Raw genomic sequence first — 24,648 nt, forward strand, 5'->3', positions numbered from 1 at the left:
GGGTTCTGCGCGGAACCCTGCGGAGTCGGCTTGGTGATGACCGCGGTCTTGTCCGCGTCCCGGCCTTCGCGGTTCTCGGGTGGAGTCACGAGCTGTCCTTAACCTCTCGCTAGCAAGTTCCGACTTACTCGGCCGAGTCGGTGGGGATGGCTGCCTGGTCGGCAGCAGACTCCTCCGCGGCAGACGTCTCACCGTTAGTGACGTCGCTGGGCTCGTCCGCGTTGCGTGCGACGGCGATCAAAGTGGTGCTCTCGCCGAGGTTCATCAGTCGCACGCCCTTCGTCTGCCGTCCAGCCTTGCGCACCTGCTCGGCGCGGGTCCTGATGACCCCGCCGCTCGAGGTGATGGCGTAGAGCTCGTCGTCGACGTCGACGATGAGCGCTCCGACCAGCCTGCCACGTCGGCGGTCGTGCTGAATGGTCAGCACACCCTTGCCGCCCCGGCCCTGGACCGGGTAGTCCTCGATCGGGGTTCGCTTCGAGTACCCACCGTCCGTCGCGACCAAAACGAAGAGCCCCTCCTGGACGACGCCCACCGACAGCAGCTCGTCGTCGGCGTTGAACCGCATGCCCTGCACGCCCGACGTGGCGCGACCCATCGGCCGCAGCACGTCGTCCGTCGCGTGGAAGCGGATCGACTGGCCGTCCGCGGACACCATGAGCAGGTCGTCATCTGCCGAGCACAGCACGGCTCCGACGAGTTCGTCGTCCTCACGCAGGTTGATGCCGATTAGTCCACCCGATCGGTTGGAATCGAAGTCGGACAGCTTCGACTTCTTCACCAGTCCCTTGCGGGTGGCGAGCACGAGGTACGGCGAGACGTCGTAGTTCTTGATCTGGATGACCTGCGCGATCTCCTCCTCCGGCTGGAACGCGAGGAGGTTGGCGACGTGCTGGCCGCGGGCGTTGCGGTTGGCCTCGGGCAGCTCGTACGCCTTCGTGCGGTACACGCGGCCCTTGTTCGTGAAGAACAGGATCCAGTCGTGCGTCGAGCACACGAAGAAGTGCGCGACGATGTCGTCCTGCTTGAGCTGCGCTCCCTGCACGCCCTTGCCGCCGCGCTTCTGCGCCCGGTAGAGGTCGGTCTTGGTGCGCTTGGCGTAGCCGGTGCGCGTGATCGTGACGACCACGTCCTCGACCGCGATCAGGTCCTCCATGGACACGTCGCCGTCGAACGGGATGATCTTCGTCCGGCGGTCGTCGCCGAACTTCTCCACGATGGCCGTGAGCTCGTCGCGGACGATCTTGCGCTGCCGCTCCGGCTTGTCGAGGATGTCCTTGAGGTCGGCGATCTCCAGCTCGATCTCGGCCAGCTGGTCGATGATCTTCTGGCGCTCCAGGGCCGCGAGGCGGCGGAGCTGCATCTCCAGGATGGCGTTGGCCTGGATCTCGTCGACGTCGAGGAGCTCCATCAGGCCCGTGCGCGCGATGTCCGGCGTCTCGGACCGGCGGATCAGCGCGATGACGGCGTCGAGCTGGTCGAGCGCCTTCACCAGGCCACGCAGGATGTGCGCGCGTTCCTCGGCCTTGCGCAGGCGGAAGCGCGTGCGCCGGACGATGACCTCGATCTGGTGCTTCACGTAGTGGCGGATCATCTGGTCGAGCCGCAGCGTGCGCGGCACGCCGTCGACCAGCGCCAGCATGTTCACACCGAACGAGTACTGAAGCTGGGTGTGCTTGTAGAGGTTGTTCAGCACGACCTTCGCCACCGCGTCGCGCTTGAGCGTGATCACGATGCGCATGCCGATGCGGCGGTTCGACTCGTCCGCGATGTTCGCGATGCCGGTGAGCTTGCCGTCACGCACCAGCGCGGCGATGTTCTCGACCAGGTTGTCCGGGTTGACCTGGTACGGCAGCTCGGTGACGACCAGGATCGTGCGGCCCTTGGCGTCCTCGTCCACCTCGATGACGGCGCGCATGCGGACCGACCCGCGGCCGGTGCGGTACGCGTCCTCGATGCCGGAGGTGCCGAGGATCTGGCCGTACGTCGGGAAGTCGGGGCCCTTGATCCGGGCGATCATCGCCTCGAGGGTCTCCTCGTCGGAGGCCTCGTAGTTGTCCAGCGCCCACACCACGGCGTCCGCGACCTCGCGGAGGTTGTGCGGAGGGATGTTGGTGGCCATGCCGACCGCGATGCCGGAGCTGCCGTTGATCAGCAGGTTCGGGATGCGCGACGGCAGGACGACCGGTTCCTGGATGCGGCCGTCGTAGTTGTCGCGGAAGTCGACGGTCTCTTCCTCGATGTCGGCCAGCATGTGCATGGCCAGCGGGGAGAGCCGGCACTCCGTGTAGCGCATCGCGGCGGCCGGGTCGTTGCCCGGCGAGCCGAAGTTGCCCTGCCCGTCGATCAACGGGTAGCGCAGCGCCCACGGCTGGGCGAGGCGCACCAGCGCGTCGTAGATCGCCGAGTCGCCGTGCGGGTGGTAGTTGCCCATCACGTCGCCGACGACGCGGGCGCACTTGTTGAAGCCGCGGTCGGGGCGGAAGCCTGAGTCGAACATCGAGTACAGAACCCGCACGTGGACGGGCTTGAGCCCGTCGCGCACGTCCGGCAGCGCACGACCCACGATGACGGACATCGCGTAGTTGATGTACGAGTTCTGCATCTCCTGCTGGATCTCGACCGGCTCGATCCGGTCGTGCTGCGGGGGCAGAGTCGTATCGGTCACTGTTCTCTTTCCTTCTCGCCAGAAACGCCAGGGTGCCTAGGAACCAAGACCGGACTCAGATGTCCAGGAACTTGATGCTCTTGGCGTTACGGGTGATGAACGAACGACGTGCCTCGACGTCCTCGCCCATGAGCACGCTGAACAGCTCGTCGGCGGTGGCCGCGTCGTCCATGGTGACCTGCCGCAGGATCCGGTTCGCCGGGTCCATCGTGGTCTCCCACAGCTCCTCGGCGTTCATCTCGCCGAGACCCTTGTACCGCTGGATGTTGTCTTCCTTGCCGAGCCTCTTGCCGGACGCGATGCCGTCCTTGATCACGGCGTCGCGCTCGCGGTCGGAGTAGGCGTACTCCGGCTCGGTGCGCTGCCACTTGATCTTGTAGAGCGGCGGCTGCGCGAGGTACACGTGGTTGTGCTCGATGAGCGGCTGCATGAAGCGGAACAGCAGCGTCAGCAGCAGCGTGCGGATGTGCTGGCCGTCGACGTCGGCGTCGGCCATCAGCACGATCTTGTGGTAGCGCAGCTTGCTCAGGTCGAACTCGTCGTGGATGCCGGTGCCGAGCGCGGTGATCAGCGACTGGACCTCGGTGTTCTTCAGCACGCGGTCGATGCGCGCCTTCTCCACGTTGATGATCTTGCCGCGGATCGGCAGGATCGCCTGGTACATGGAGTCGCGCCCCTCCTTGGCCGAGCCGCCGGCGGAGTCGCCCTCGACGATGTAGAGCTCGCAGCGCTCCGGCTCGGTCGAGCGGCAGTCCTTCAGCTTGCCGGGCAGGCCGCCGATGTCGAGCGCGCCCTTGCGGCGCACCAGTTCGCGGGCCTTGCGGGCGGCGATGCGGGCCTGCGCCGACGACACCGACTTGGTGACGATCGTCTTGGCCTCGTTGGGGTGGCGCTCGAACCAGTCGGCCAGGTGCTCGTTGGTCGACTTCTGCACGAACGACTTGGCCTCGCTGTTGCCCAGCTTGGTCTTCGTCTGGCCCTCGAACTGGGGTTCCTTGAGCTTCACCGAGATGATCGCGGCGAGACCCTCGCGGATGTCGTCACCGGTGAGGTTGGTGTCCTTCTCCTTGAGGAGCTTCTTCTCGCGCGCGTACTCGTTGACGACTCGCGTCAGCGCGGCGCGGAAGCCCTCCTCGTGCGTGCCGCCCTCGTGCGTGTTGATCGTGTTCGCGAAGGTGTAGACCGAGGCCGTGTAGCCGGTGTTCCACTGCATGGCGACCTCGACCTGGAGGTCCTCGCCCTGCGCCTCGAAACCGATCACCTTCTGGTGCACGGCCTCGCGGGTGTGGTTGATGTGGCGGACGAAGTCCTCCAGGCCACCCGGGTAGTGGTAGACGCGCTCCTTCACCGCGGCCTTGTGGCCCTCCGCGTCGGCTTCCTCGTCCTCGGCCGAGACCCGCTCGTCGCGCAGGACGATGGTGATCCCCTTGTTGAGGAACGCCATCTCCTGCAGGCGGCGCGCGATCGTCTCGACGTTGTACTCGGTCGTCTCGAAGATCTCCGGGTCGGCCCAGAACGTGACGGTCGTGCCCGTCTCGTCGGTCGGGTCGCCCTGGCGCAGGTCGTGCGCGGGCTTCGAGTTCTCGTAGCGCTGGGTCCAGACGTACCCCTGGCGCTTGATCTCGACCTCGACGGCGGTGGACAGCGCGTTCACCACCGAGATGCCGACGCCGTGCAGGCCACCGGACACCGCGTAGGAGTCGCTGTCGAACTTGCCGCCCGCGTGCAGCGTGGTGAGCACGACCTCGACGGTGGGCTTGCCCTCGACGGGGTGGACGTCGACGGGGATGCCACGACCGTCGTCGATCACCCGGACGCCGCCGTTGGCCAGCAGTGTGACGTCGACCGTCGTCGCGTAGCCGGCCATCGCCTCGTCGACCGAGTTGTCCACGACCTCCTGGACGAGGTGGTGCAGACCGCGCTCGCCGGTCGAACCGATGTACATGCCCGGCCTCTTGCGCACTGCCTCGAGACCCTCGAGGACGGTGATCGAGGACGCGTCGTACTCATTCTTCTTAGCTGACACGGGCCTGGAGTCTCCTCGCTGATGCGGGCGGGGCCCGCACGGTGTTCCCCTACTTCTGGGACGGGGTGAAGCTCTCCTGTGATTCTACCGGGGCACACCGACAGAACGGGGGCAAGGACACCTTTGATTCGGTCACAGAGCGCCTCACGCGGCTCCAGCCGGGTCAGGACCGCCGAAAAGGGGGTTCAAATCCAGAGGTGAACGCTCAATGAGCCACAGAACGGCCGCTGAGCCCTTGACAGAACCTCACCCGTAGGTGTCACGCGGACCGCGCCCCGGAACGTGCCTGGGGCCGTGTCGCCAGTTCGGGGCGTCCGGGCCCTTGATCTTGAGCCGTTTCACGACGCCGTGGCCGACGCCCGCGGCGATGCGCTTGATCAGGTCGCGCTGCAGCAGGCGCAGCTGGGTGGCCCACGCCGTCGACGACGCCTGGACCGTCAGTTCCCCGTCACTGAGCGCGATCGGTTTCGCGTGCTCGGCGACGTCCTCACCCACCAGTTTCGCCCACCGGCCGAAGACCTGACCACCCTGGAGCTGCTCGACCCAGCCGCGGTCGGCGGCGAGCCGGGAGGCGATCCGGCCGAGCGGCTGGGGGTCGCGGTCGTCGGGTCCCGGCCCCGACCAGCGGCGTCGCCGGCGGTTGACCGGACGGCCCTTCGACTTGCTCCCCGGCACCCGGCCGCGGGCCTTCGCGCTGGCCTTCGCGGCCTCCAGAGCCGCCCGTGCGAGATCGGAACCCTTCAGCTGCTCACCCTCAGGTGTGAATGAACCTGTGGACAAGTCGGGTTTTGTGACGGAGTTATCCACACCATCCACAGACTTGTCCCCAGATGTGTGGGCCGACACAGCCGATCGAGCTACATGTGGGGGGTTTGAACCCCCAGCGTCATGCGTTGCGTCAGACACGTCGCACCTCCCCGCCGTGCACCTCGAACCGGGCACCGCTGAGCTCGTCCGGAACGTCCTCCGCCACCGCCGCGGTGACGAACACCTGCTCCGCACCGGCTGCCACCTTCGCGAGCTGCCGGCGGCGGCCGCGGTCGAGTTCCGCGAAGACATCGTCCAGCACGAGCACCGGTTCGACGCCGTCGACACGCATGAGCTCGTACCCGCCGAGCCGCAGGGCCAGGGCGAAGGACCATGACTCTCCGTGACTGGCGTACCCCTTCGCGGGAAGTTCGCCGAGCGTCAGATCCAGGTCGTCCCGGTGGGGGCCGACGAGACACACACCGCGTTCGATCTCCTGCCGGCGCACCCGGTCGAGCTCGGCCAGCAGGAGGTCCTCGATGCTCTCCCGGTCCTCGGGCAGGTCGCCGACGCTCGACCGGTAGGAGATGAGCGCCGGCCGCGACTCCGGGGCGACCTCCGCGTACGCCGAGGTCACGTGGTCAGCCATGTCGCGGACCAGCTTCATCCTGGCGGCCAGGAGCTCCGCGCCGTGCTGGGCGAGGTGCCCGTCCCACACGTCGAGCGTGGACAGGTCCGCCGATCTGCTGTGCTTCACCGTCTTCAACAAGGCGCTGCGCTGTTTCAGGACGCGGTCGTAGTCGCTGCGGACGCCGGCGTACCGGGGCGCGCGCAGCACGAGCATCTCGTCGAGGAACCGCCGGCGGTCGCTCGGGTCGCCTCGCACGAGGGAGAGGTCTTCCGGGGCGAACAGGACGGTGCGCAGGATCCCGAGCACGTCGCGCGGGCGCGGCACCGGGCCGCGGTTGATCCGCGCCCGGTTGGCCTTGCCCGCCGTGATCTCGAGCTCGACGAGCAGTTCGCGGTCGTCGTTGACCACGGCCGCCCGCACGACGGCGCGCTGGGCACCGTGCCGGATCAGCGGTGCGTCCGTGGCGACGCGGTGTGATCCCAGCGTCGCCACGTACCCGATCGCCTCGACCAGGTTCGTCTTGCCCTGGCCGTTGCGCCCGACGAGCACCGACACCCCCGGCTCGAACGCCAGGTCGGCGAGCTCCCACGAGCGGAAGTCGCTGACCTGGAGGTGTCTGACGTGCACCCCGGCTAGCCCTGGGTGCTGCCCGCGCCGGACGACGGCCCGGCGAGGTGCACCGCGTGACCGCCGAACTGGTTGCGCAGGGCGGCCACCGCGCGCATCGCGGGCGAGTCCTCCTGCCGCGACTGGAACCTCGCGAAGAGCGCGGCGGAGATCACCGGCAGCGGCACCGCGTTGTTGATGCCCTCCTCGACGGTCCACCGGCCCTCGCCGGAGTCCTCGACGTAGCCGCGCAGGTCGTCGAGCTCGGGGTCGGACGCCAGCGCGCGCACCAGCAGGTCGAGCAGCCACGACCGCACGACGGTCCCGCGCTGCCAGGCCGAGATCACGGCGGGCACGTTGTCCACGACGTCGGTCTTGTCGAGCAGCTCGAAGCCCTCGGCGTACGCCTGCATCAGGCCGTACTCGATGCCGTTGTGCACCATCTTCGAGTAGTGACCGGCGCCGACCTTGCCCGCGTGCGCGAAGCCTTCCTCGCGCGGGCCCTCCGGACGCAGCGCGTCGAAGATCGGCATCGCCTGCTCGACGTGCCGCGCGTCGCCGCCGACCATCAGCGCGTAGCCGTTCTCGAGGCCCCACACGCCGCCGGACACGCCGCAGTCGACGTAGCCGATCTCCTTCTCCGCCAACAGGTCCGCGTGGACGCGGTCGTCGGTGAACTTGGAGTTGCCGCCGTCGATCACCAGGTCACCGGGCGACAGCAGCTCGGAGAGCTCCTTCACCGTGTTCCTGGTGATGTCGCCCGCGGGCACCATGACCCACACCACGCGCGGTGCCTCGAGCTTGGCCACCATGTCCGCCAACGACTCCGAGTCGCTGACCTCCGGGTTGCGGTCGTAGCCGATCACCTCGTGACCGGCTCGGCGCACCCGCTCGCGCATGTTGAAACCCATCTTGCCGAGGCCGACGAGTCCGAGCTGCACGGTGTTCTCCCCTAAACGTCTTCTTGTTACCCGGTAAGAGGTTTTAGCCGGGCAGGCGAACGGGCATCAGGAGGTACAGATAGCCCGGAGCCACGTTGCCATCCTCGTCCACCGGCTTGAGCAGCGCCGGTCGGCTCGGTGTGGTGAAGGACAAGTGGACACGGGGCGTGCGGACCGCTCCCAGACCGTCGAGGAGGTACCCGGGGTTGAACGCGATCGTGACCGCGTCGCCGGTGTACTCGACGGGCAGCTCTTCCTCGGCCGAGCCCTCGTCGTCGCCACCGGCGGACAGGCGCAGGCCGCCGTCGACGAACTCGAGGCGCACCTGGGTGCCCCGCTCGGCGACGAGCGAGACGCGCTTGATCGCCTGGACGAGCGTGTCGACCTCGATGATCGCCGCGGCGGAGTGCTCGGTCGGCAGGAGCTGGCGGTACTTCGGGAAGTCGGCGTCGAGCAGGCGCGTCGTCGTGCGCTTGCCGGAACCGGACAGGCCGAGCAGCCCGTCGTTGGCCGCGAGCGACATCTCGACCTTGCTGCCGGACGAGCCGAGCGTCTTGGCCGCGTCGCCGAGCGTGCGGGCCGGGACGAGCACGGCGACCTCGCCGAGCGACGCGTCCGGCTCCCACGGGAACTCGCGCATCGCGAGCCGGAACCTGTCCGTGGCGACGAGGGTCAGCTTGCCCTCGCCGATCTCGACGCGCACACCGGTGAGCATCGGGAGCGTGTCGTCCTTGCCGGCCGCGACGGCGACCTGGCCGACCGCCTCGCCGAAGACCTCACCCGGGAGCTCGCCGATGAGCTGCGGCATCGACGGCAGCGCCGGGTAGTCCTCGACCGGCATCGTCGGCAGGCTGAACCTGGCGCTGCCGCAGGTGATCATCATGCGGGCGCCGTCGACCGCGATCTCGACGGGGTGGTTCGGGAGCGCCTTGGTGATGTCGGCGAGCAGCCGGCCGGAGACCAGCGCGCGACCGCCGTCGGCGATCGTGGCCGGAACGCCGACCTGGGCGGAGACCTCGTAGTCGAAGCCGGAGACCGTCAGCGAGTCGTCCGACTCCGCGTCGAGCAGCACCCCGCCCAGCACGGGGACCGGCGGACGGGACGGAAGGCTGCGGGCGACCCAGGCGACAGCGTCGGCCAGGCCGTCGCGTTCGACGCGGATCTTCATGAGGCGTCCTTTCCTCGACAGTCGACAAGCCCGACCACGACAACGTGCCAGTGGGGGTCAGGGAGCCTCGACCCTCGGCTTCCCGAGGTGCGGAGCAACCACGTTAGAGCGTCCTGGCCCTTCCCGTCACTTCGGGGTTCGGGCACCGATCCCCGGGAGCTGTCCCCCGCTGTTTTGCTTTGAAGTTCTTCCTGGAAAAGATCCAACAGCAGTAACAGTAAGGGCTGTGGATTGTGTGGACTGCTGTTGAACGCGCAGGTCGGAGCACCTCCGGCCATGTGGACTAAGGGGGGATGGCACCCGGGGACAGATCGGCGCACCCGGGGACAGCCGGTTGTGCACAGGTCTCGATCCACAGATCGTCCACAGTTGTCCCCGGGTGCGTCCCCGGGTGCGGGGCAGTTGTACCCGGGTGTTCAACAGGCTTCCGTGGCCGGATCGTGGCCGGGGCCACAGACTTTTCCAGTTGTCCCCACCCCTTCGAGTGCCGGTGGTGAACAGAAAGCCTCGCGGCGCGGCCCGGCACCCTCGGCTTCACCCGGGTTCGAGCGCGCGCGTACGTGCCGTGCGCTGGTCGTACGCCGTTGGGTTCCGTTGCGCGCGCACGAAAAAGGGGCCCTCCGTGTTGGAGGACCCCTTGGTTGCCACCCGGGGAGGCTCAGGGAGCGTGGCGGGCGCGCTGCTTGATCCGCGACGTCAGTTCCTGCACCTGGTCGTAGATCCGCCGGCGCTCGGCCATCTCCTTGCGGATCTTCTTGTCCGCGTGCATCACCGTCGTGTGGTCGCGGCCGCCGAACGTCTGGCCGATCTTCGGCAGCGACAGGTCCGTCAGCTCGCGGCACAGGTACATGGAGATCTGCCGCGCCTGGGCGAGCGCCTTCGTCTTGCCGGGGCCGCAGAGGTCGTCTATCGACACGCCGAAGAACTCCGCGGTGACCGCCATGATCGTCGGCGCGGTGATCTCCGGCGCGTGCGAGTCGGGGATGAGGTCGCGCAGCACGATCTCGGCGAGCTGGATGTCGACGGGCTGCCGGTTGAGCGACGCGAACGCCGTGACGCGGATGAGCGCGCCTTCGAGCTCGCGGATGTTGCGCTCGATGCGGGAGGCGATGAACTCCAGCACGTCGGCCGGTGCCGCGAGCCGGTCCTGGGCCGCCTTCTTGCGGAGGATCGCGATCCGCGTCTCCAGCTCCGGCGGCTGGATGTCGGTGATCAGGCCCCACTCGAACCGCGTGCGCAGGCGGTCCTCCAGCGTCTCCAGCCGCTTGGGCGGCCGGTCGCTCGACACCACGATCTGCTTGTTCGTGTTGTGGAGCGTGTTGAACGTGTGGAAGAACTCCTCCTGCGTGCCTTCCTTGCCCTCCAGGAACTGGATGTCGTCGACGAGGAGCACGTCGATGTCCCGGTAGCGGCGCTGGAAGGCGACCTTGCGGTCGTCGCGCAGCGAGTTGATGAAGTCGTTGGTGAACTCCTCGGTCGACACGTACCGCACGCGCATGCCGGGGAACAGGCGCTGGGCGTAGTGCCCGACGGCGTGCAGCAGGTGCGTCTTGCCGAGGCCGCTCTCACCCCAGATGAAGAGCGGGTTGTACGCCCTGGCGGGAGCCTCGGCCACCGCGACGGCGGCGGCGTGCGCGAACCGGTTCGAGGCGCCGATGACGAACGTGTCGAAGTTGTACTTCTCGTTCAGCCGCGTCTGCGACGGCGACGGGTTCGCCGGCCGGGTGTACGGGAGGTTGGTGTTCGGCGTCGCGGCCGCCGCCGTGTTGGCGGTGTTGAAGGTCGGCCAGATCTCGGTGACGGCGGCGAGCGCGTCGCCGGCTTCGTCGACCTCGTCCGAGTCGGACCCGTCCTCACCGTTCGCGCCGGTCGTCTCATCCGCGAGGACGGGCGTGTCGCCGTTGGGGACGACCGGGACCGGCGGCACGATCCCGACCGCCTGGACCGGGATGGGAGTCGTCGGGGGGTTCAGCGGTTCCGGCGAGTCGACCTTCACCGCGAGGGAGACCGAGCGGCCGAGCCTGCGCGACAGCGCGGCGGTGATCGGATCGCGCAGCGCGCGCTCGATCGCCTCTTTCGCGAAGTCGCTCGGCGCCGCGAGCAGGGCCGTTCCGTCGAGCAGACCGATCGGACGGGTGACCCTCATCCACGCGCGCTGCTGAGGGGACAGGTGGCTCGTGGCGAGTTCCTGCACCACCTCGGCCCACACGAGACCAAGGTCGACCTGCTGGTTGGACACCTCCGCGCTCCCCTCCCCTCCGCCGGAGCCGATGACTCCACTTGTGGACACGGAGAATAGAGGCATCCACAGAGTTATCCACAACTGTGCACTAAATGGTGCGTTGTGTTGCCGGTACGGTGGCGGCTCCCAAGCCAGCTCCGGCACGCGCGAGGGGAGAACGGTAACAAGGCCCGCCACGCGTCACAAGACGTGGCCTCGGCCACCCCGATTTGGTCGCCGCACCCGGGCATGCGTACCCTCGTACGAGTCTCCCGCTTGCGACGGGCGCCTTTCGCGCGCCTACGTCCACCGCTGTCGGGGACGACCACACAGGCTTTGTCAGCAGTGAAGCACCGGGAGACCGACCGTGAGCAAGGGTAAGCGCACCTTCCAGCCCAACAACCGCCGCCGCGCGAAGACGCACGGCTTCCGGCTGCGCATGCGGACCCGCGCCGGCCGCGCCATTCTGGCCGCGCGCCGCAGCAAGGGCCGTGCCACGCTGTCCGCCTGATCGCGGCTGGTAAGCGCAGCGTCGTCGTGCTACCACCGGCCGCCCGGCTCACCCGCAGCCAGGACTTCGGCCTGGTGGTCCGCCGGGGCCGCCGCGCCGGACGGCCCCGGTTGGTCGTCCACGTCTTGAAGCCCGACGTGCCCACCTTGGATTCGTCCAAGGTGGGCTTCGTCGTGAGCAAGGCAGTTGGCAACTCCGTGGTGCGCCACCGCGTGTACCGCCGGCTCCGCCACATCGTCCGCCCGTGCCTCGCGGACATGCCGCCGGGAACTCTGGTGGTGGTGCGGGCGTTGGCACCGGCAGCCGAGGCGTCGAGCGCGGAGCTCGCCGCCGATTTCTCTTCCGCTCTGCGCAAGGTGCTGCGATGACCACGTTGCCCGCGAAGGTCGCGCTGCTGCCGGTGCACTTCTACCGGCGCTTCGTCTCGCCGCTGCTGCCGCCGACCTGTCGCTTCTACCCGAGCTGCAGTGCGTACGCGGTGGAAGCGCTGACCGTCCACGGTGCGCTGCGAGGAACCTGGCTGACCATCCGCCGGTTGCTGCGCTGCGGACCCTGGCACCCTGGAGGCCTGGACCCCGTTCCGCCGAGGCGGCAGGTCCCCGACGTATCCACCGAGGAGTAGTCCGTGCTCAACTTCATCTACTACCCGGTGTCCTTCATCTTGTGGTGTTGGCACTGGGTGTTCGGCAAGGTCTTCGGTGAAGCGAGCGGGTTCGCCTGGGCGCTGGCCGTGATCTTCCTGGTCTTCACCCTCCGCGCCATCCTCTTCAAGCCGTTCGTCGGCCAGGTGCGCTCCATGCGGCGGATGCAGGAGTTCGCCCCGGAGATGCAGAAGATCAAGAAGAAGTACCCGAACGACCGCCAGCGCCAGGCTCAGGAGATGCAGAAGCTCCAGTCCGAGCACGGCGTGAACCCGCTCGGCGGCTGCCTGCCGATGCTGGTGCAGATCCCGGTGTTCATCGGTCTGTTCCACGTGCTGCGCTCGTTCAAGCCCGGCTGGGGCGAGGTCTACTTCTTCGACAAGCAGGGCGTCGACTCGTTCGTCAACGCCAAGCTCTTCGGCACCAACCTCTCGACGTTCATCACGATGCCGGCCGACCAGCTCGAGCAGTTCGGCACCGAGCGCCTGAACGTCATCCTCGTGTCCGTGCCGCTGATGATCGTCGCGTCCATCGCGACCCACTTCACGGCCCGCCACTCGGTCGCCCGCCAGAACCAGGCCGCTCTGGACAACCCGCAGACGGCCATCATGAACAAGCTGACGCTCTGGATCTTCCCGGTGGGCGTCCTGGTCGGTGGCTTCTTCTTCCCCGTCGCGATCCTGCTGTACTGGCTGTCCAACAACGCGTGGACCCTCGGCCAGCAGCACTTCGTCTACAAGCGCATCGACGCTGAGGAAGAGGAGAAGAAGACCACCGCGGCCACCACCCGCCAGGCCCTCGCCCCGAAGCCGGGCGCGAAGCCGGTGAACCCGAAGAAGCCGGCGCCGGGCGCCAAGCCCGCGAACGGCGCCAAGCGCCAGCCGACCGCGGGCCCCGGCGGCTCGTCGTCCCGCCCGGCCGCCACCAACGGCTCGTCGGACACCGCGCCGAACACCGAGATCCCCGGCCTGACCCCAGGCCGATCCACCAGCAAGAAGCCGGGCAGCAAGAAGCGCCGTTGATTTCGGGCGTTGCCCCGGAGAGGAGACATCGTGTCGGAGACCTTGCAGGCGACCGACGACGTGGAGGCGTCGACGCCGGCCGAGGCCGGGACCGAGGCTGAGCCGCAGTCGCAGAGCAAGACCGAGGACCTGCTCGTCCAGGAAGGCGACATCGCGGGCGACTACCTCGAGCGCCTGCTGGACCTGCTCGACTACGACGGCGACATCGACCTGGACGTCGAAGGCGGCCGTGCCGTCGTCAGCATCGACGGCGGCGAGGACCTGACCAAGCTGGTGGGCCCCCGAGGCAACGTCCTCGAGTCGCTGCAGGAGCTGACCCGTCTCGCCGTGCAGCAGGAGACGGGCGTCCGCTCCCGCCTGATGCTCGACATCGCCCAGTGGCGTGCGGGCCGCCGCGCCGAGCTGGCCGAGATGGGCCGCTCGACGGCGGAGAAGGTGCTCGCTTCGGGTGAGCGGGCGCGCCTGCACCCGATGACGCCGTTCGAGCGCAAGGTCGTCCACGACGCCGTCGCCTCGGTCGCCGGTGTGCACAGCGAGAGCGAGGGTGAGGAGCCGCAGCGGCGGGTCATCATCTTCCCCAAGCCCTGACGCCGTTCGGTTCGGGCACCACGGCCCCTGGTTCCGGTTGGAGCCAGGGGCCGTTTGCTGTCCGGAACGAGAACGCGCCGCGCTGGAGATCAGCGCCGCCGCAGCGTCACTGTTCCACGTGAAACGGACGATCCCGAGAGACCCACCAGTCGGCCAGCCACATCTCCTGCTCCCCCGTGTCCGGCACCGGGAACCCGCGCGCCGCCGAGATCAACCGCCAGGCCGCCTCCGGCTCCACCCCGTCCATCCCCAGCAGCAACGCCGCCAGCAACGACGACCGGCCGATCCCGGCCCAGCAGTGGAACACCACGTGGGCGCCCGCCCGGTAGAGCGCGTAGATCGATGCGACCGGTTCCACCACCTCCATCCCGAGGGGTGCGGTGCGGTCCTCGATCGGCACGCACATGAAGTGCAGTCCGGCCGCCTCCGCCAAGGCGGCTTGGTCGGACAGCTCGCACTCATCGCGTTCCGAATCCGTCTGAGCGGACACCAGCACGTCCACCTCGAGCCGACGCAGTCCGTGGAGATAGGGCAGCAAGAGGGCTCCGCCCGGCGGGTGGGCCATCGTCGACAGCGTGCCGGGACCGGGGTGGGAAACGGTGTAGATGCTCGGGCGCAACTTTCCCCCAAAGTTTCACGTGAAACGGCGCTCAGGATTTGGCGGAGCGAGTGGTCAATCCGTCATGATGGTGCCCTGGCAATCGCCAGCTTTTCCACCGGCCGCCGGAACTCCGCCGCCGCGTGGTTTCACGTGAAACGCTCACGGACGGAGAACATGGCCGGGGAGTTGCCCGACAACGCGAAGCTCGTCTTCGGTGAGCACGTCGACCGTGCCGCCGAGTTCGTCCGGCTCCTCGCGGAGCACGGAGTCGAGCGGGGGCTCATTGGGCCCCGCGAGGTCGACAAGATTTGGGATCGGCACGTGCTCAACTCGGCGGTGATCGAGGAGCTGTTCCACCAGAACGAGCGCGTCGTGGACGTGGGCTCGGGTGCGGGGCTGCCCGGTGTGCCGCTCGCCATCGCGCGTCCCGATCTGAGGATCACGCTGCTGGAGCCGATGGCGCGTCGCATCGCCTGGCTCGAGGAAGTGAAGGAACGACTCGAACTCGACAACGTCACCGTGCTCAGGGGACGCGCCGAGGAAGGGCCGATCCGGGCGCAGTTGAAGAACTGCGACGTGGCGACGGCGCGAGCCGTGGCGCCGCTGGAGAAGCTGACGAGGTGGTGCCTGCCGTTGCTCAAGGGCGGCGGTCGGATGATCGCGCTCAAGGGCGAGCGCGCGCAGGAAGAGCTCGACCGCGACGGGGCTGCGGTGCTCAAGGCCGGTGGCGCCAACGCCGAGGTCGTCGTCGTGGGAGCGGATGTGCTCGAGGTGCCGACGACGGTGCTGATCGTCGAGCGCCAGACGAGGAAGGACCGGTGAGCGTGTACCCGGAGTTCCACGCTGCCGATGTTCCACGTGAAACCGATCCTCAGCCCAAAACCAAAGCCAAGCCGACCAACAACGGAGATGACAGCGCCGTGGTGTGGACCCCGATTGCAGAAGAGGCGGCTCGTGCGGCAAGCGTGCTGCACCCCGACGAGTCACTGCTCCCCCGTCCGACTCATCGCCGGGTGATCACCGTCGCCAACCAGAAGGGTGGCGTCGGCAAGACGACGAGCACGGTGAACCTCGCCGCGGCGCTCGCGATCCACGGGCTCAAGGTGCTCGTGATCGACCTCGACCCGCAGGGCAACGCCAGCACGGCGCTCTCCGTCGAGCACCGCTCCGGCACGCCGTCCGTCTACGAGGTGCTGATCGGCGAGATCTCCATCGCCGAAGCGGCTCAGGTCAGCCCGACGTCGCCGAACCTCTTCTGCGTGCCCGCGACGATCGACCTCGCCGGCGCCGAGATCGAGCTCGTCTCGATGGTGGCCCGCGAGTCGCGGCTCAAGGAGGCGCTCTCCCCCGAGGCGCTCGACCAGTTGCAGCCCGACTACGTCTTCATCGACTGTCCGCCGAGCCTTGGCCTGCTGACCGTCAACGCGATGGTCGCGGCACAGGAGGTGCTGATCCCGATCCAGTGCGAGTACTACGCGCTGGAAGGGCTGAGCCAGCTCCTGCGCAACATCGAGCTCGTGCAGCAGCACCTCAACCCGGACCTCGCGATCTCGACCATCCTCCTCACCATGTACGACGGCCGCACGAAGCTCGCGGACCAGGTGACCAACGAGGTGCGCGGCCACTTCGGCGACGTAGCCCTCCGGACGGTCATCCCGCGGAGCGTGAAGGTCTCCGAGGCGCCGGGCTTCGGCCAGACGGTGCTGACGTACGACCCCGGATCGCGCGGGTCGATGAGCTACCTCGACGCCGCGAAGGAGATCGCGATCCGCGGGGCCAGGAGGCAGGGCGCATGACGGAGCAGCGCAAGGGCGGGCTGGGCCGCGGCCTGGCCGCACTCATCCCGCAGGGGCCACCGGCCGGTGCGCCCAGCACGATCCGGCCCGTCGCGGCCGGCAACGGGACGGCGACCAAGACCCAGCTCCCGCCCGTCAGCGAGGTCGCGGGGGCGGTCTACCGGGAGATCCCGGTGACCGCGATCAAGACCAACCCCAAGCAGCCGCGCCAGGTGTTCGACCCGGACGCGATCAACGAGCTCTCGTTCTCCATCAAGGAGTTCGGGCTCATGCAGCCGATCGTGGTGCGCGAGCTCACCGAGGACACCTACGAGCTCGTCATGGGCGAGCGCCGGTGGCGCGCGACGCAGCAGGCCGGGCTCAAGACCATTCCGGCGATCGTCCGTCAGACCGCCGACGACGTGATGCTGCGGGACGCGTTGCTGGAGAACATCCACCGCGTCCAGCTCAACCCGCTCGAAGAAGCGTCGGCCTACCAGCAGCTGCTGGAGGAGTTCGGCGTTACGCACGAGGAGCTCGCGGATCGCATCGGCCGCAGCCGCCCCGTCGTCACGAACACCATCCGGCTGCTGAAGCTCCCCCTCCCCGTGCAGCGGAGGGTAGCCGCCGGCGTGCTGAGCGCCGGGCACGCGCGGGCACTCCTCGGTCTGGACGACGCCGGGGCGCAGGAGGACCTCGCGGCACGGATCGTCGCGGAGGGCATGTCGGTCCGCGCGACCGAGGAAGCGGTGACGATCGCCAAGAACGAGAAGCCCGCGAAACCCAAGCAGGCCCCGCGCAAGCAGATGCACGCACCCGGTCTGCAGGAGCTCGCCGAGCGCCTCTCGGACAACTTCGACACCCGCGTGAAGGTCGAACTCGGGCAGCGAAAAGGCCGGATCGTCGTCGAGTTCGGGTCAGTTGACGATCTTGAACGCATCATCGGCATGATGAGCCCAGAAACGACAATTCGGACATCGGAGTAGGCCCATAGGATCACCCACGGGCCTTATGTCACGGTGACGATGACGCCCCGCAGCTAAAAGGCTACGGGGCGTCACCTATGAACAGAGATCAACGAGCGACGGCACGCTCGATCAAACCGGCGTAAATCTCGCCCAACGACTTGCCCGCCGCCTCGACGGCCATCGGCAGAAGCGACGTCTCGGTCAGTCCCGGCGACACGTTCACTTCGAGGAAGTGGACGGTCCCGTCCTCCGCCACGATCGCGTCGGTCCGCGAGACGTCCCGCAACCCGAGCAGCCGGTGCGCCGCCACGGCGAGCTCCCCCACCGCCTTCGCCGACGCGGCGTCGAGCCGGGCAGGTGCGTGGAAGTCAGTCAGCCCCGCCGTGTACCGAGCGGTGTAGTCGTACACGCCGGTCTCCGGAACGATCTCGACCGCCGGCAACGCCGTCGGGCCGTCGTCGCCGTCGATCACCGCGACGGCGACCTCCACGCCCGAGACGAACTGCTCGGCCAGCACGGTGTCGCCGTACGCGAGGCACCCGACCATCGCGGGCGGCAGCTCCGCCGCGTCCCGGACCACCTGGGCGCCCAGCGCGGACCCGCCCTGGTCCGGCTTCAGCATCAACGGCAGTCCCAGCGTCGAGACCATCGCGTCGAGCACCGGCTTGGCGCCCAGCTCCCGGAACGTCGCGTGCGGCAGGACGACCCACTCGGGCGTCGCCAGCCCGGCACGGGCCAGCTCCGCCTTCGCGGTCGGCTTGTCCCACGCCCGGCGGCACGCGCGCGAGTCGGTGCCCACGTACGGCACGCCGACCATCTCCAGGATCGTCTGCACCGACCCGTTCTCACCCTCGCCGCCGTGCAGAGCGACGACGACGGCGTCCGGGCGGTGCTCGCGCAGCCGGGTCAGCAACGAGGCGTCGGCATCCCACTCCTCCACGGTCACGCCCACCGATCGCAAGGCAGCCGACAACCGGCGGCCCGAGCGGATCGAGACTTCGCGTTCGTGGGAGAGCCCACCGGACAGCACAGCGACCATGCGGTCAGCCACAGCACAACTCCAAGGATCAGGCGGTGTCAGGCGACGGGGCCTGGGGACCGGACAGCTGACGGCCCGGCGTCGCCCCGAAGGTCGCGGCGAGCTGCATCTCGTCCTCGATGACGTTCGCCAGGCGGCGGACGCCCTCGCGGATGCGCTCAGGCGTCGGGTAGCAGTACGAGATCCGCAACTGACGGGATCCGAAGCCGTCCGCGTAGAAACCGGTGCCGGACGCGTAAGCCACGCGAGCCGTCACGGCGCGGGGAAGCATCGCCTTCGTGTCGATACCTTCCGGCACCGTCACCCAGACGTAGAAACCGCCGTTGGGAATGTTCCACGTGGAACCTTGCGGCATGTGCTGTTCCAGCGCCGAGATCGCCGCGTCCCGGCGTTCCCGGTACGCCTCGCGGTAGGTCTTGATCTGACCCTTCCAGTCCTGGGTCGACAGGTACCGCGAGACGACCATCTGGTTCAGCGTCGGCGGGCACAGGGTGGCCGACTCGGCCGCCAGCACCAGCTTCTCGCGCACCGCGTGCGGCGCCAGCACCCAGCCGACCCGCAGGCCGGCGGCGAACGTCTTCGAGAACGACCCCAGGTACACGACGTTGTCCGGGTCCATCGACCGCAGCGCCGGGTACGTCTGACCGTCGAACCCGAGGAGTCCGTACGGGTTGTCCTCCACCACCAAGACGCCGTACGAACGGCAGATCTCCAGGATCTCGGCCCGCCGTGACACCGCCAGCGTCACACCGGCCGGGTTGTGGAAGTTCGGGATCGTGTAGAGGAACTTGACGCGCTGACCGGCGCGCTTGCAGGCCTCCAGCGCCTCACGCAGCAAAGACGGCACGAGCCCGTCGGCGTCCATCGCGACGTGCACGACCTGCGCCTGGTACGCCGTGAACGACCCGAGAGCGCCCACGTAGGAGGGGCCCTCCGCGATCACCACGTCCCCGGGGTCGCAGAAGATCCGGGTGACCATGTCGAGGCCCATCTGCGAGCCGACGGTCACCACCACGTCGTCCGGGTGGCCGTTGATGCCTTCCAGCGCCATCACGTCGCAGATCTGCTCGCGCAGCAGCGGAACGCCGTGCGCCGAGCCGTACTGCAGCGCCACCAGGCCCTCGGAGGCCACGAGCTGGCCGATCTCCGCGGACAGCGACTCCAGCGGCAACGCGGCCAGGTGTGGCATGCCGCCGGCCAGCGACACCACCTCAGGCCGGGACGCGACCGCGAAGAGTGCCCGGATCTCCGACGCCGTCATCCCTGCCGTGCGCGCTGCGTAACGGCGGAGGTGGGGGTCAAGGCTTCTGGGGCCCTGCTTTGCGGGCTGTCCGGGCATCGTCATGAGGGACTCCTGAATGGGAAATGTCCCGAGCGAGTGTAACCGTCGTCCCGTTCAGGGCACTTGCCTTCCCGCTTCCGTCACATTCGCCTACCCTCGTATGGGTTCACTGTGTGTGTTAATGGGTGGAGGTCGGGGTGTCCCGTCGCGTCGTGGGCGTCACGCTGGACAACCTGGAGCATCTCTCCAAGCACAGCAGAACGTGCGTGTTCTGGGAGCTTGCTCCTCACCTGCGTGAACAAGCCGAGGAGTACGGCGACACGGAGTTCGAGAAGGAAGCCTGGGTTTCCAGCGTCCTGCTCGAATGGGGCTCGTGCGGCCGTCTCATCTACTGCGACGGCATTCCCGCCGGTTCCGCCTTCTACGCGCCACCGGCCGCCGTTCCGCGCAGCGCCGCCTTCCCCACCTCTCCGGTGAGCCCGGACGCGGTCCTCATGACGTCGCTCGACGTCCTTCCCGAGTTCCGAGGGGGAGGACTCGGGCGTGTGCTCGTGCAGGCCGTGGCGAAGGATCTGACGCGTCGCGGCGTGAAGGCCGTCGAGGCGTTCGGCGACATGCGCCCGGACGACGACGAACCCAGTTGCGTCACTCCTGCGGAGTTCCTCCAGAGCGTCGGCTTCAAGACCGTGCGGCCGCACCCCCGCTGGCCCCGGCTGCGCCTGGAGCTGCGCAGCGCCATCACGTGGAAGGAAGACGTCGAGGCGGCGCTGGAACGCCTCTTCAACAGCGTCACCGTCTCCACCGCGGAACCGAGCTTCCGCCCCGTCTGAACAGCAACGCGGGGGCCCCGCGTTTCCCTGAAGGAAACGCGGGGCCCCCGCGTTACGTCTGAAACGTCAGCTCTTCGACATCTCGTAGCGCAAGAGGTCGTTGAACGTGAACGTGCCCGTCGGCTGGTCGTCCTTGCCCAGCAGGTAGAGCCGCTTCACGGCGACGAGGATGCCCTCGGCCACGATGTCGCGGAAACCGGGCGTCGCCAGCCGGGCGCGGTCCTCGGCGTTGGTCAGGTAGCCCACCTCGACGCGGACGGCCGTGCAGCGGGTGAGCCGCAGCAGGTCCCACGTCTTCGGGTGCGACCCGCAGTTCGACATCGTCGTGCGGGCGGTGACCTCGCGCTGGATGAACCCGGCCAGTGCCTCGCCCACGGTCGACGACGTGCCGTGGCCCGTGCCGTAGTGGAACGTCGCCACGCCTTGCGCGTGCGGCGACGAGTTGCCGTCGCTGTGCAGGGACAGGATCAGGTCGGCCCCGGCCTCGTTCGCGAACCGGGCCCGCTCGGCGTCGTCCGGGCAGTTGTTCGGGCCGCGCGTGAGCAACGCCTCCATGCCGGTGGCGGCCATCTTGCCCTCCAGCCGGCGGGCGAGGTCGAGCATCAGATCGGCCTCGGACAGGCCGTCCACGACCACACCGCGGTCCTGGCCGCCGTGACCGGGGTCGATGACGATCCGCTTGCCCGACAGGCGCGAACCCGCGCTGCGGACCCGCTCCTGCTCGCGCAGCAGCACCGGGCGGCCACCGCGGACCTTCGGCTGGAGCTGGCGCAACGCGCGCACGGTGTCCGGACCGCACATGCCGTCCACGATCAGGCCGTAGTCGCGCTGGAAGTTCCTCAGCGCCTGCTCGGTCTGCTGGCCGAACACGCCGTTGGCGCGACCGGCGTCGTAACCGAGCTCCAGCAGGCGGTCCTGCAACATCAGGACGTCGTCGCCGGTGGTCGGCTGCGACATCAGGTACGCGAGCGGCCGGTCCCCCAACCGGAACGTCGCGTCGCGCAGCGCGCGGTAGGTAGCCGGGCCGACGATGCCGTCGATGATCAGCCCCCGCTGCTGCTGAAACGCGCGCACGGCGTGCTCGACCTGCTGGTCGAACTCCGGCGGCGCCTGTGGGTCGGCCGGCGGAAGCAGTCCGAGCCCGGTCAAGGTCGACCGGATCTCGGCAACATCACTTCCGACGTCCCCGCGGCGGAGCAGCTGCATGCACCCTCGCTCGACTAGGGCGCCGATCTCGTCGGCGCGGTAGGTGGGAAGTCCTCATTGTGCCCTGCCGCGCTCAGTGATCGATGCAGGGCTACTCACAGTTGTACCGGGATGACGTTCCCGGTACCGAACGGACGTGACCCGCCCGTCTTATCGATAGACGGGCGGGTCACGTTGCGCGTTGCACAGGACTTTTCGTCCCGGGCGACGACCTGGGTCAGGCCAGGACGTCCTGCAGGTCGTTCAGCAGCGCCGCCTTGGGCTTCGCGCCGACGATCTGCTTCACCGGGCGGCCGCCCTGGAACAGGATCAGCGTCGGCACGGACATGATCTGGTAGTCGCGCGCGATCGACGGGTTGGCGTCGATGTCGACCTTGGCGATGGTGATCTTCTCGCCGTGCTCGGCCGCGATCTCCTCCAGCACCGGCGCAACCATCTTGCACGGTCCGCACCAGGTCGCCCAGAAGTCGACCAGCACGGGCTTCTCGCTGGTCAGCACGTCGTCCGCGAACGACTTGTCGGTCACCGTGACGGTGGCGCCTGCCATGTTCGTCTCCTCAACTCGCCGAAACTTCAGATGCTCTTGCCGTAGCCGCCACCGACCGCCTCGGCGGCGATCTCGGCGTGTTCCTCGCCGTGTTCGGCGAGCCACCGCTCCGCGTCGATCGCAGCGCTGCAACCGGAGCCGGCGGCGGTGATGGCCTGGCGGTACTCGTGGTCGACGAGGTCGCCTGCCGCGAACACGCCGTCCAGGTTCGTGTAGGAGGACTTGCCCTTCGTCAGGACGTAGCCCTCCTCGTCCAGGTCGACCTGGCCCTTGACCAGCGCCGAGCGCGGGTCGTGGCCGATCGCCAGGAAGAAGCCGGTGACCGGCAGCTCGGACTCGGCACCGGTCTGGGTGTCCCTGACCTTGATGCCCGACACCGTGCCGTCCCCGAGCACGTCGGTGACCTGGGTGTTCAGCTGCCACTTGATCTTGTCGTTGGCGCGGGCGCGCTCGAGCATGACCTTGGAGGCGCGGAACTCCTCGCGGCGGTGGATGACCGTGACGGACTTGGCGAAGCGGGTGAGGAACGTCGCCTCCTCCATCGCCGTGTCGCCGCCGCCGACCACCGCGATGTCGTGGTCGCGGAAGAAGAAGCCGTCGCACGTCGCGCAGGCGGACACACCGCGGCCGAGCAGCTCCTGCTCGCCGGGGATGTTCAGGTACCGCGCGGCGGCGCCCATCGCGAGGATGACGGCCTTCGCCCGGTACTCGACGCCGTTCGCGACGACCTTCTTGACCTCACCGGTCAGCTCGACGGACTCGACGTCCTCCGCGCGCAGCTCGGCGCCGAAGCGCGTGGCCTGCTCGCGCATCTGCTCCATGAGCTCGGGGCCCATGATGCCGTCGCGGAAACCGGGGTAGTTCTCGACCTCGGTCGTCGTCATCAGGGCGCCGCCGTACTGCGAGCCCTCGAAGACCAGGGGCTCCAGCTGCGCGCGTGCCGCGTAGACCGCCGCGGTGTAGCCCGCCGGTCCCGATCCAATGATGATCACGTTGCGCACGCTCACGGCTCTGCAACTCCTCGATCTCGTCGTCTGACTGGCTCAACGGATCGTAGGTGCAGCTAATTCCGTGACCTGACCGACTACCTCTGGCCCACGGTCTCGTCCTCGAGAACGCCCTCCGGCTTGTCCGGCCCGCAGGTCTCCGGGTCCAGCACGACCAGCCGGAACTGGCCGAGCCCGGCGGGCAGAATGGCCATCACCGCGTTCTTGCCCTCGAGGTTGATCGGGCTGATCCCGAGCGGCTTGCCGGAGCTGGTGATGCCACCGCCCTGAAGACAGCCGGCCAACCGGTCGGGCGTCTCCAGCGGGCCGTAGTTCTGCGCCTTGAGCACCTCGCCGACCGCGGAGCCCAGCTCGTCGCGCTGCAACGCGAGCGGCGGTTCCGCGGTCACGGCCGACGACGTCGAAGCCGGGGGCTGGGCGTTGTTCGAGGGCTGCTGCCGGGTCTCCGGCGACATGACCATCACGATGCCGAACGCCGCGGCGGCCGCGACCAGCACGCCACCGCCCAGGCCGAGCCTGCGGTTGCGGCGCTTGCGGGCCTCGGCGAGCGAGACGACCGGCGCGGCGGGACGGGCCTCGGCGGCCAGTGCGGCGTCGATCCTGGCCGCGACGTGGTCGGGCATCGGGATCGGGGGCAGCGACCGCAGGTCCTCCAGCGTGGCGTCGAGCGCCTGGAGGATCTCCCTGGCCTCGGCGTCCGCCTCGACCCGCGGGCGAAGCTGTGCGGCAACCTCAGGGGGCAGCACGCCCGCGTGCAGATCCGCGATGAGGTCCACAGACCACGGCGGACCCATCGGCACGCGCTCCATGCCGGTCATCGGCCCTCCCACTGACGTTGCTCTTGCACATTCACACCGTCAGCTGGGACGTTCGCATCTGCGATTCGGTTCCTGAGGTGCCCGAGAACTTTGGCGAGCTTGGCGCGCCCGCGCGCGCACCGGCTCTTGACCGTGCCTTCCGCGATGCCCAGCATTTTCGCCGTCTCGGCGACGGAGTACCCCTCGACGTCGACCAGCACGATGGGCGCCCGCTGCTCTTCCGGCAGCTCCATCAGCGCTTTCTGCACGATCAGACTGGTCTCTCGGTCGCTCATCGCGTCCCGCGGCGCCACGGGCTCACCGGGACCCGCCTCGGGCAGCGGCACTGTCGGTCTTGTCTGCCGGCGTCTCATCCGGTCGAGGCACGCGTTGACCACGATCCGGTGAAGCCACGTGGTGACCTGCGACTCCGCGCGGAACGACGAGGCCGCCCGGAAGGCCGAGATGAACGCCTCCTGGAGCGCGTCCGCCGCCTCCTCCGGGTCGCGCAGCGTCCGCAACGCCACCGCCCACATCCGGTCGCGGTGCCGTTTCACCAGCTCCGAGAACGCGTAGGGGTCACCTGCGGCGTGGGCCGAGATGAGGTCGGCGTCCGAGCTGGCTGCGGCGGTCACCGGCCGAGGATAGCGAGGACGATCACGATGTCGTCGGGCGCTGTGTTTATTGGCCGCTGGCGCGGCGGCGAGGTCGTCGGGGAGTCGGTCGTCCGGCCGAATCGTCCGTGCCGAAATGGGCTTCGCCGATTTCGGCACGGACGGTTGACCGGACGACCGACACGACCTCGCGTCATCCGGCGAGCTGACGA

The 24,648-nt window shown here is 68.6% G+C and carries 24 protein-coding genes; 9 read left to right on the plus strand and 15 right to left on the minus strand.

The annotated features are described in order from the left end of the window. Positions 1-124: 124 nt before the first annotated feature. From gyrA to dnaA, 7 genes are all read right to left on the minus strand, one after another. Positions 125-2,668, minus strand: coding sequence for a DNA gyrase subunit A (gene gyrA / locus BMW88_RS00870; protein WP_089948294.1), 2,544 nt, complete (start codon positions 2,666-2,668; stop codon positions 125-127). Positions 2,669-2,723: 55 nt separating this feature from the next. Continuing rightward, complete coding sequence (gene gyrB / locus BMW88_RS00875; protein ID WP_089948295.1) at positions 2,724-4,694, minus strand: DNA topoisomerase (ATP-hydrolyzing) subunit B; 1,971 nt, start codon at positions 4,692-4,694, stop codon at positions 2,724-2,726. A gap of 246 nt (positions 4,695-4,940) precedes the next feature. Further along, positions 4,941-5,474, minus strand: coding sequence for a DciA family protein (locus BMW88_RS00880; RefSeq protein WP_089948297.1), 534 nt, complete (start codon positions 5,472-5,474; stop codon positions 4,941-4,943). A gap of 118 nt (positions 5,475-5,592) precedes the next feature. Then, positions 5,593-6,699, minus strand: a complete 1,107-nt coding sequence (gene recF / locus BMW88_RS00885; RefSeq protein ID WP_089948298.1) for a DNA replication/repair protein RecF — start codon at positions 6,697-6,699, stop codon at positions 5,593-5,595. 5 nt (positions 6,700-6,704) lie between these two features. After that, positions 6,705-7,619 (minus strand): phosphogluconate dehydrogenase (NAD(+)-dependent, decarboxylating), encoded by a 915-nt coding sequence (gene gnd, locus BMW88_RS00890; RefSeq protein WP_089948300.1) that lies wholly within the window; start codon positions 7,617-7,619, stop codon positions 6,705-6,707. A 43-nt stretch (positions 7,620-7,662) separates the two neighbouring features. Then, positions 7,663-8,787 carry a DNA polymerase III subunit beta gene (gene dnaN, locus BMW88_RS00895; RefSeq protein WP_089948302.1) on the minus strand — a complete coding sequence of 375 codons (1,125 nt, stop codon included), beginning with the start codon at positions 8,785-8,787 and terminating at the stop codon, positions 7,663-7,665. Positions 8,788-9,445: 658 nt separating this feature from the next. Beyond that, positions 9,446-11,026 (minus strand): chromosomal replication initiator protein DnaA, encoded by a 1,581-nt coding sequence (gene dnaA / locus BMW88_RS00900; protein ID WP_089948303.1) that lies wholly within the window; start codon positions 11,024-11,026, stop codon positions 9,446-9,448. Positions 11,027-11,375: 349 nt separating this feature from the next. On the opposite strand from dnaA, the gene rpmH reads away from it, so the two are divergent. From rpmH to BMW88_RS00925, 5 genes are read left to right on the plus strand one after another with little or no spacing between them, the layout of a single operon-like run. Beyond that, a complete protein-coding gene (rpmH, locus tag BMW88_RS00905; RefSeq protein ID WP_030465619.1) occupies positions 11,376-11,519 on the plus strand; it encodes a 50S ribosomal protein L34 in 144 nt (47 codons plus the stop codon). A 26-nt stretch (positions 11,520-11,545) separates the two neighbouring features. After that, positions 11,546-11,887 carry a ribonuclease P protein component gene (gene rnpA / locus BMW88_RS00910; RefSeq protein ID WP_089948305.1) on the plus strand — a complete coding sequence of 114 codons (342 nt, stop codon included), beginning with the start codon at positions 11,546-11,548 and terminating at the stop codon, positions 11,885-11,887. Beyond that, a complete protein-coding gene (gene yidD / locus BMW88_RS00915; protein ID WP_089948307.1) occupies positions 11,884-12,141 on the plus strand; it encodes a membrane protein insertion efficiency factor YidD in 258 nt (85 codons plus the stop codon). The genes rnpA and yidD overlap by 4 nt, the downstream gene beginning before the upstream one ends. 3 nt (positions 12,142-12,144) lie before the next feature. Next, the gene (gene yidC / locus BMW88_RS00920) at positions 12,145-13,182 is read left to right on the plus strand and encodes a membrane protein insertase YidC (protein WP_089948309.1); all 1,038 of its coding nucleotides are present in this window, start codon (positions 12,145-12,147) and stop codon (positions 13,180-13,182) included. A 30-nt stretch (positions 13,183-13,212) separates the two neighbouring features. Beyond that, on the plus strand, positions 13,213-13,770 hold the full coding sequence (locus BMW88_RS00925; protein ID WP_177220858.1) for a Jag family protein: 558 nt from the start codon (positions 13,213-13,215) through the stop codon (positions 13,768-13,770). 106 nt (positions 13,771-13,876) lie between these two features. Here the strand turns inward: BMW88_RS00925 and BMW88_RS00930 are convergent, their stop codons facing one another. Further along, the gene (locus BMW88_RS00930; RefSeq protein WP_218147970.1) at positions 13,877-14,389 is read right to left on the minus strand and encodes a protein-tyrosine phosphatase family protein; all 513 of its coding nucleotides are present in this window, start codon (positions 14,387-14,389) and stop codon (positions 13,877-13,879) included. 156 nt (positions 14,390-14,545) lie between these two features. Between BMW88_RS00930 and rsmG the strand changes: the two genes are divergently transcribed. The 3 genes from rsmG (at position 14,546) to BMW88_RS00945 (ending at position 17,132) form a co-directional block, all read left to right on the plus strand. Beyond that, complete coding sequence (rsmG, locus tag BMW88_RS00935) at positions 14,546-15,193, plus strand: 16S rRNA (guanine(527)-N(7))-methyltransferase RsmG (protein ID WP_089949390.1); 648 nt, start codon at positions 14,546-14,548, stop codon at positions 15,191-15,193. Positions 15,194-15,291: 98 nt separating this feature from the next. Beyond that, the gene (locus BMW88_RS00940) at positions 15,292-16,167 is read left to right on the plus strand and encodes a ParA family protein (protein ID WP_089948310.1); all 876 of its coding nucleotides are present in this window, start codon (positions 15,292-15,294) and stop codon (positions 16,165-16,167) included. Next, positions 16,164-17,132, plus strand: a complete 969-nt coding sequence (locus BMW88_RS00945) for a ParB/RepB/Spo0J family partition protein (RefSeq protein ID WP_089948311.1) — start codon at positions 16,164-16,166, stop codon at positions 17,130-17,132. The genes BMW88_RS00940 and BMW88_RS00945 overlap by 4 nt, the downstream gene beginning before the upstream one ends. A gap of 88 nt (positions 17,133-17,220) precedes the next feature. Here the strand turns inward: BMW88_RS00945 and BMW88_RS00950 are convergent, their stop codons facing one another. Both BMW88_RS00950 and BMW88_RS00955 read right to left on the minus strand, forming a co-directional pair. Beyond that, positions 17,221-18,165, minus strand: coding sequence for a D-alanine--D-alanine ligase family protein (locus BMW88_RS00950; RefSeq protein WP_089948313.1), 945 nt, complete (start codon positions 18,163-18,165; stop codon positions 17,221-17,223). A 16-nt stretch (positions 18,166-18,181) separates the two neighbouring features. Then, positions 18,182-19,498, minus strand: a complete 1,317-nt coding sequence (locus BMW88_RS00955) for an aminotransferase-like domain-containing protein (RefSeq protein ID WP_089948314.1) — start codon at positions 19,496-19,498, stop codon at positions 18,182-18,184. 134 nt (positions 19,499-19,632) lie between these two features. Here BMW88_RS00955 and BMW88_RS00960 point away from each other — a divergent pair, with 134 nt between their 5' ends. Continuing rightward, complete coding sequence (locus BMW88_RS00960) at positions 19,633-20,265, plus strand: GNAT family N-acetyltransferase (RefSeq protein ID WP_089948316.1); 633 nt, start codon at positions 19,633-19,635, stop codon at positions 20,263-20,265. 66 nt (positions 20,266-20,331) lie between these two features. Here BMW88_RS00960 and BMW88_RS00965 read toward each other — a convergent pair whose 3' ends face one another. The 5 genes from BMW88_RS00965 to sigM all read right to left on the minus strand — a co-directional run bounded on the left by BMW88_RS00965 (position 20,332) and on the right by sigM (position 24,457). Beyond that, positions 20,332-21,471, minus strand: a complete 1,140-nt coding sequence (locus BMW88_RS00965; protein WP_089948317.1) for an N-acetylmuramoyl-L-alanine amidase — start codon at positions 21,469-21,471, stop codon at positions 20,332-20,334. Positions 21,472-21,688: 217 nt separating this feature from the next. After that, positions 21,689-22,018, minus strand: a complete 330-nt coding sequence (trxA, locus tag BMW88_RS00970; protein ID WP_089948318.1) for a thioredoxin — start codon at positions 22,016-22,018, stop codon at positions 21,689-21,691. 26 nt (positions 22,019-22,044) lie between these two features. Further along, positions 22,045-23,025 (minus strand): thioredoxin-disulfide reductase, encoded by a 981-nt coding sequence (trxB, locus tag BMW88_RS00975; RefSeq protein ID WP_089948320.1) that lies wholly within the window; start codon positions 23,023-23,025, stop codon positions 22,045-22,047. Positions 23,026-23,102: 77 nt separating this feature from the next. Then, positions 23,103-23,843: a hypothetical protein gene (locus BMW88_RS00980; protein ID WP_089948321.1), complete on the minus strand. Its 741-nt coding sequence runs from the start codon at positions 23,841-23,843 to the stop codon at positions 23,103-23,105. After that, the gene (gene sigM, locus BMW88_RS00985; RefSeq protein ID WP_089948323.1) at positions 23,840-24,457 is read right to left on the minus strand and encodes an RNA polymerase sigma factor SigM; all 618 of its coding nucleotides are present in this window, start codon (positions 24,455-24,457) and stop codon (positions 23,840-23,842) included. The genes BMW88_RS00980 and sigM overlap by 4 nt, the downstream gene beginning before the upstream one ends. Positions 24,458-24,648 lie beyond the last annotated feature (191 nt).

Source organism: Lentzea xinjiangensis, from assembly GCF_900110955.1.
In the GTDB taxonomy this organism is placed as follows: Bacteria; Actinomycetota; Actinomycetes; order Mycobacteriales; family Pseudonocardiaceae; genus Lentzea; species Lentzea xinjiangensis.

Bases quoted from the DNA above. Each gene is read 5' to 3' on its own strand.
- dnaN (WP_089948302.1), bottom strand. From the start codon at position 8,787: ATGAAGATCCGCGTCGAACGCGACGGCCTGGCCGACGCTGTCGCCTGG.
- yidD (WP_089948307.1), top strand. From the start codon at position 11,884: ATGACCACGTTGCCCGCGAAGGTCGCGCTGCTGCCGGTGCACTTCTAC.
- BMW88_RS00980 (WP_089948321.1), bottom strand. From the start codon at position 23,843: ATGACCGGCATGGAGCGCGTGCCGATGGGTCCGCCGTGGTCTGTGGAC.
- rsmG (WP_089949390.1), top strand. From the start codon at position 14,546: ATGGCCGGGGAGTTGCCCGACAACGCGAAGCTCGTCTTCGGTGAGCAC.
- BMW88_RS00945 (WP_089948311.1), top strand. From the start codon at position 16,164: ATGACGGAGCAGCGCAAGGGCGGGCTGGGCCGCGGCCTGGCCGCACTC.
- trxA (WP_089948318.1), bottom strand. From the start codon at position 22,018: ATGGCAGGCGCCACCGTCACGGTGACCGACAAGTCGTTCGCGGACGAC.
- BMW88_RS00965 (WP_089948317.1), bottom strand. From the start codon at position 21,471: ATGCAGCTGCTCCGCCGCGGGGACGTCGGAAGTGATGTTGCCGAGATC.
- BMW88_RS00955 (WP_089948314.1), bottom strand. From the start codon at position 19,498: ATGACGATGCCCGGACAGCCCGCAAAGCAGGGCCCCAGAAGCCTTGAC.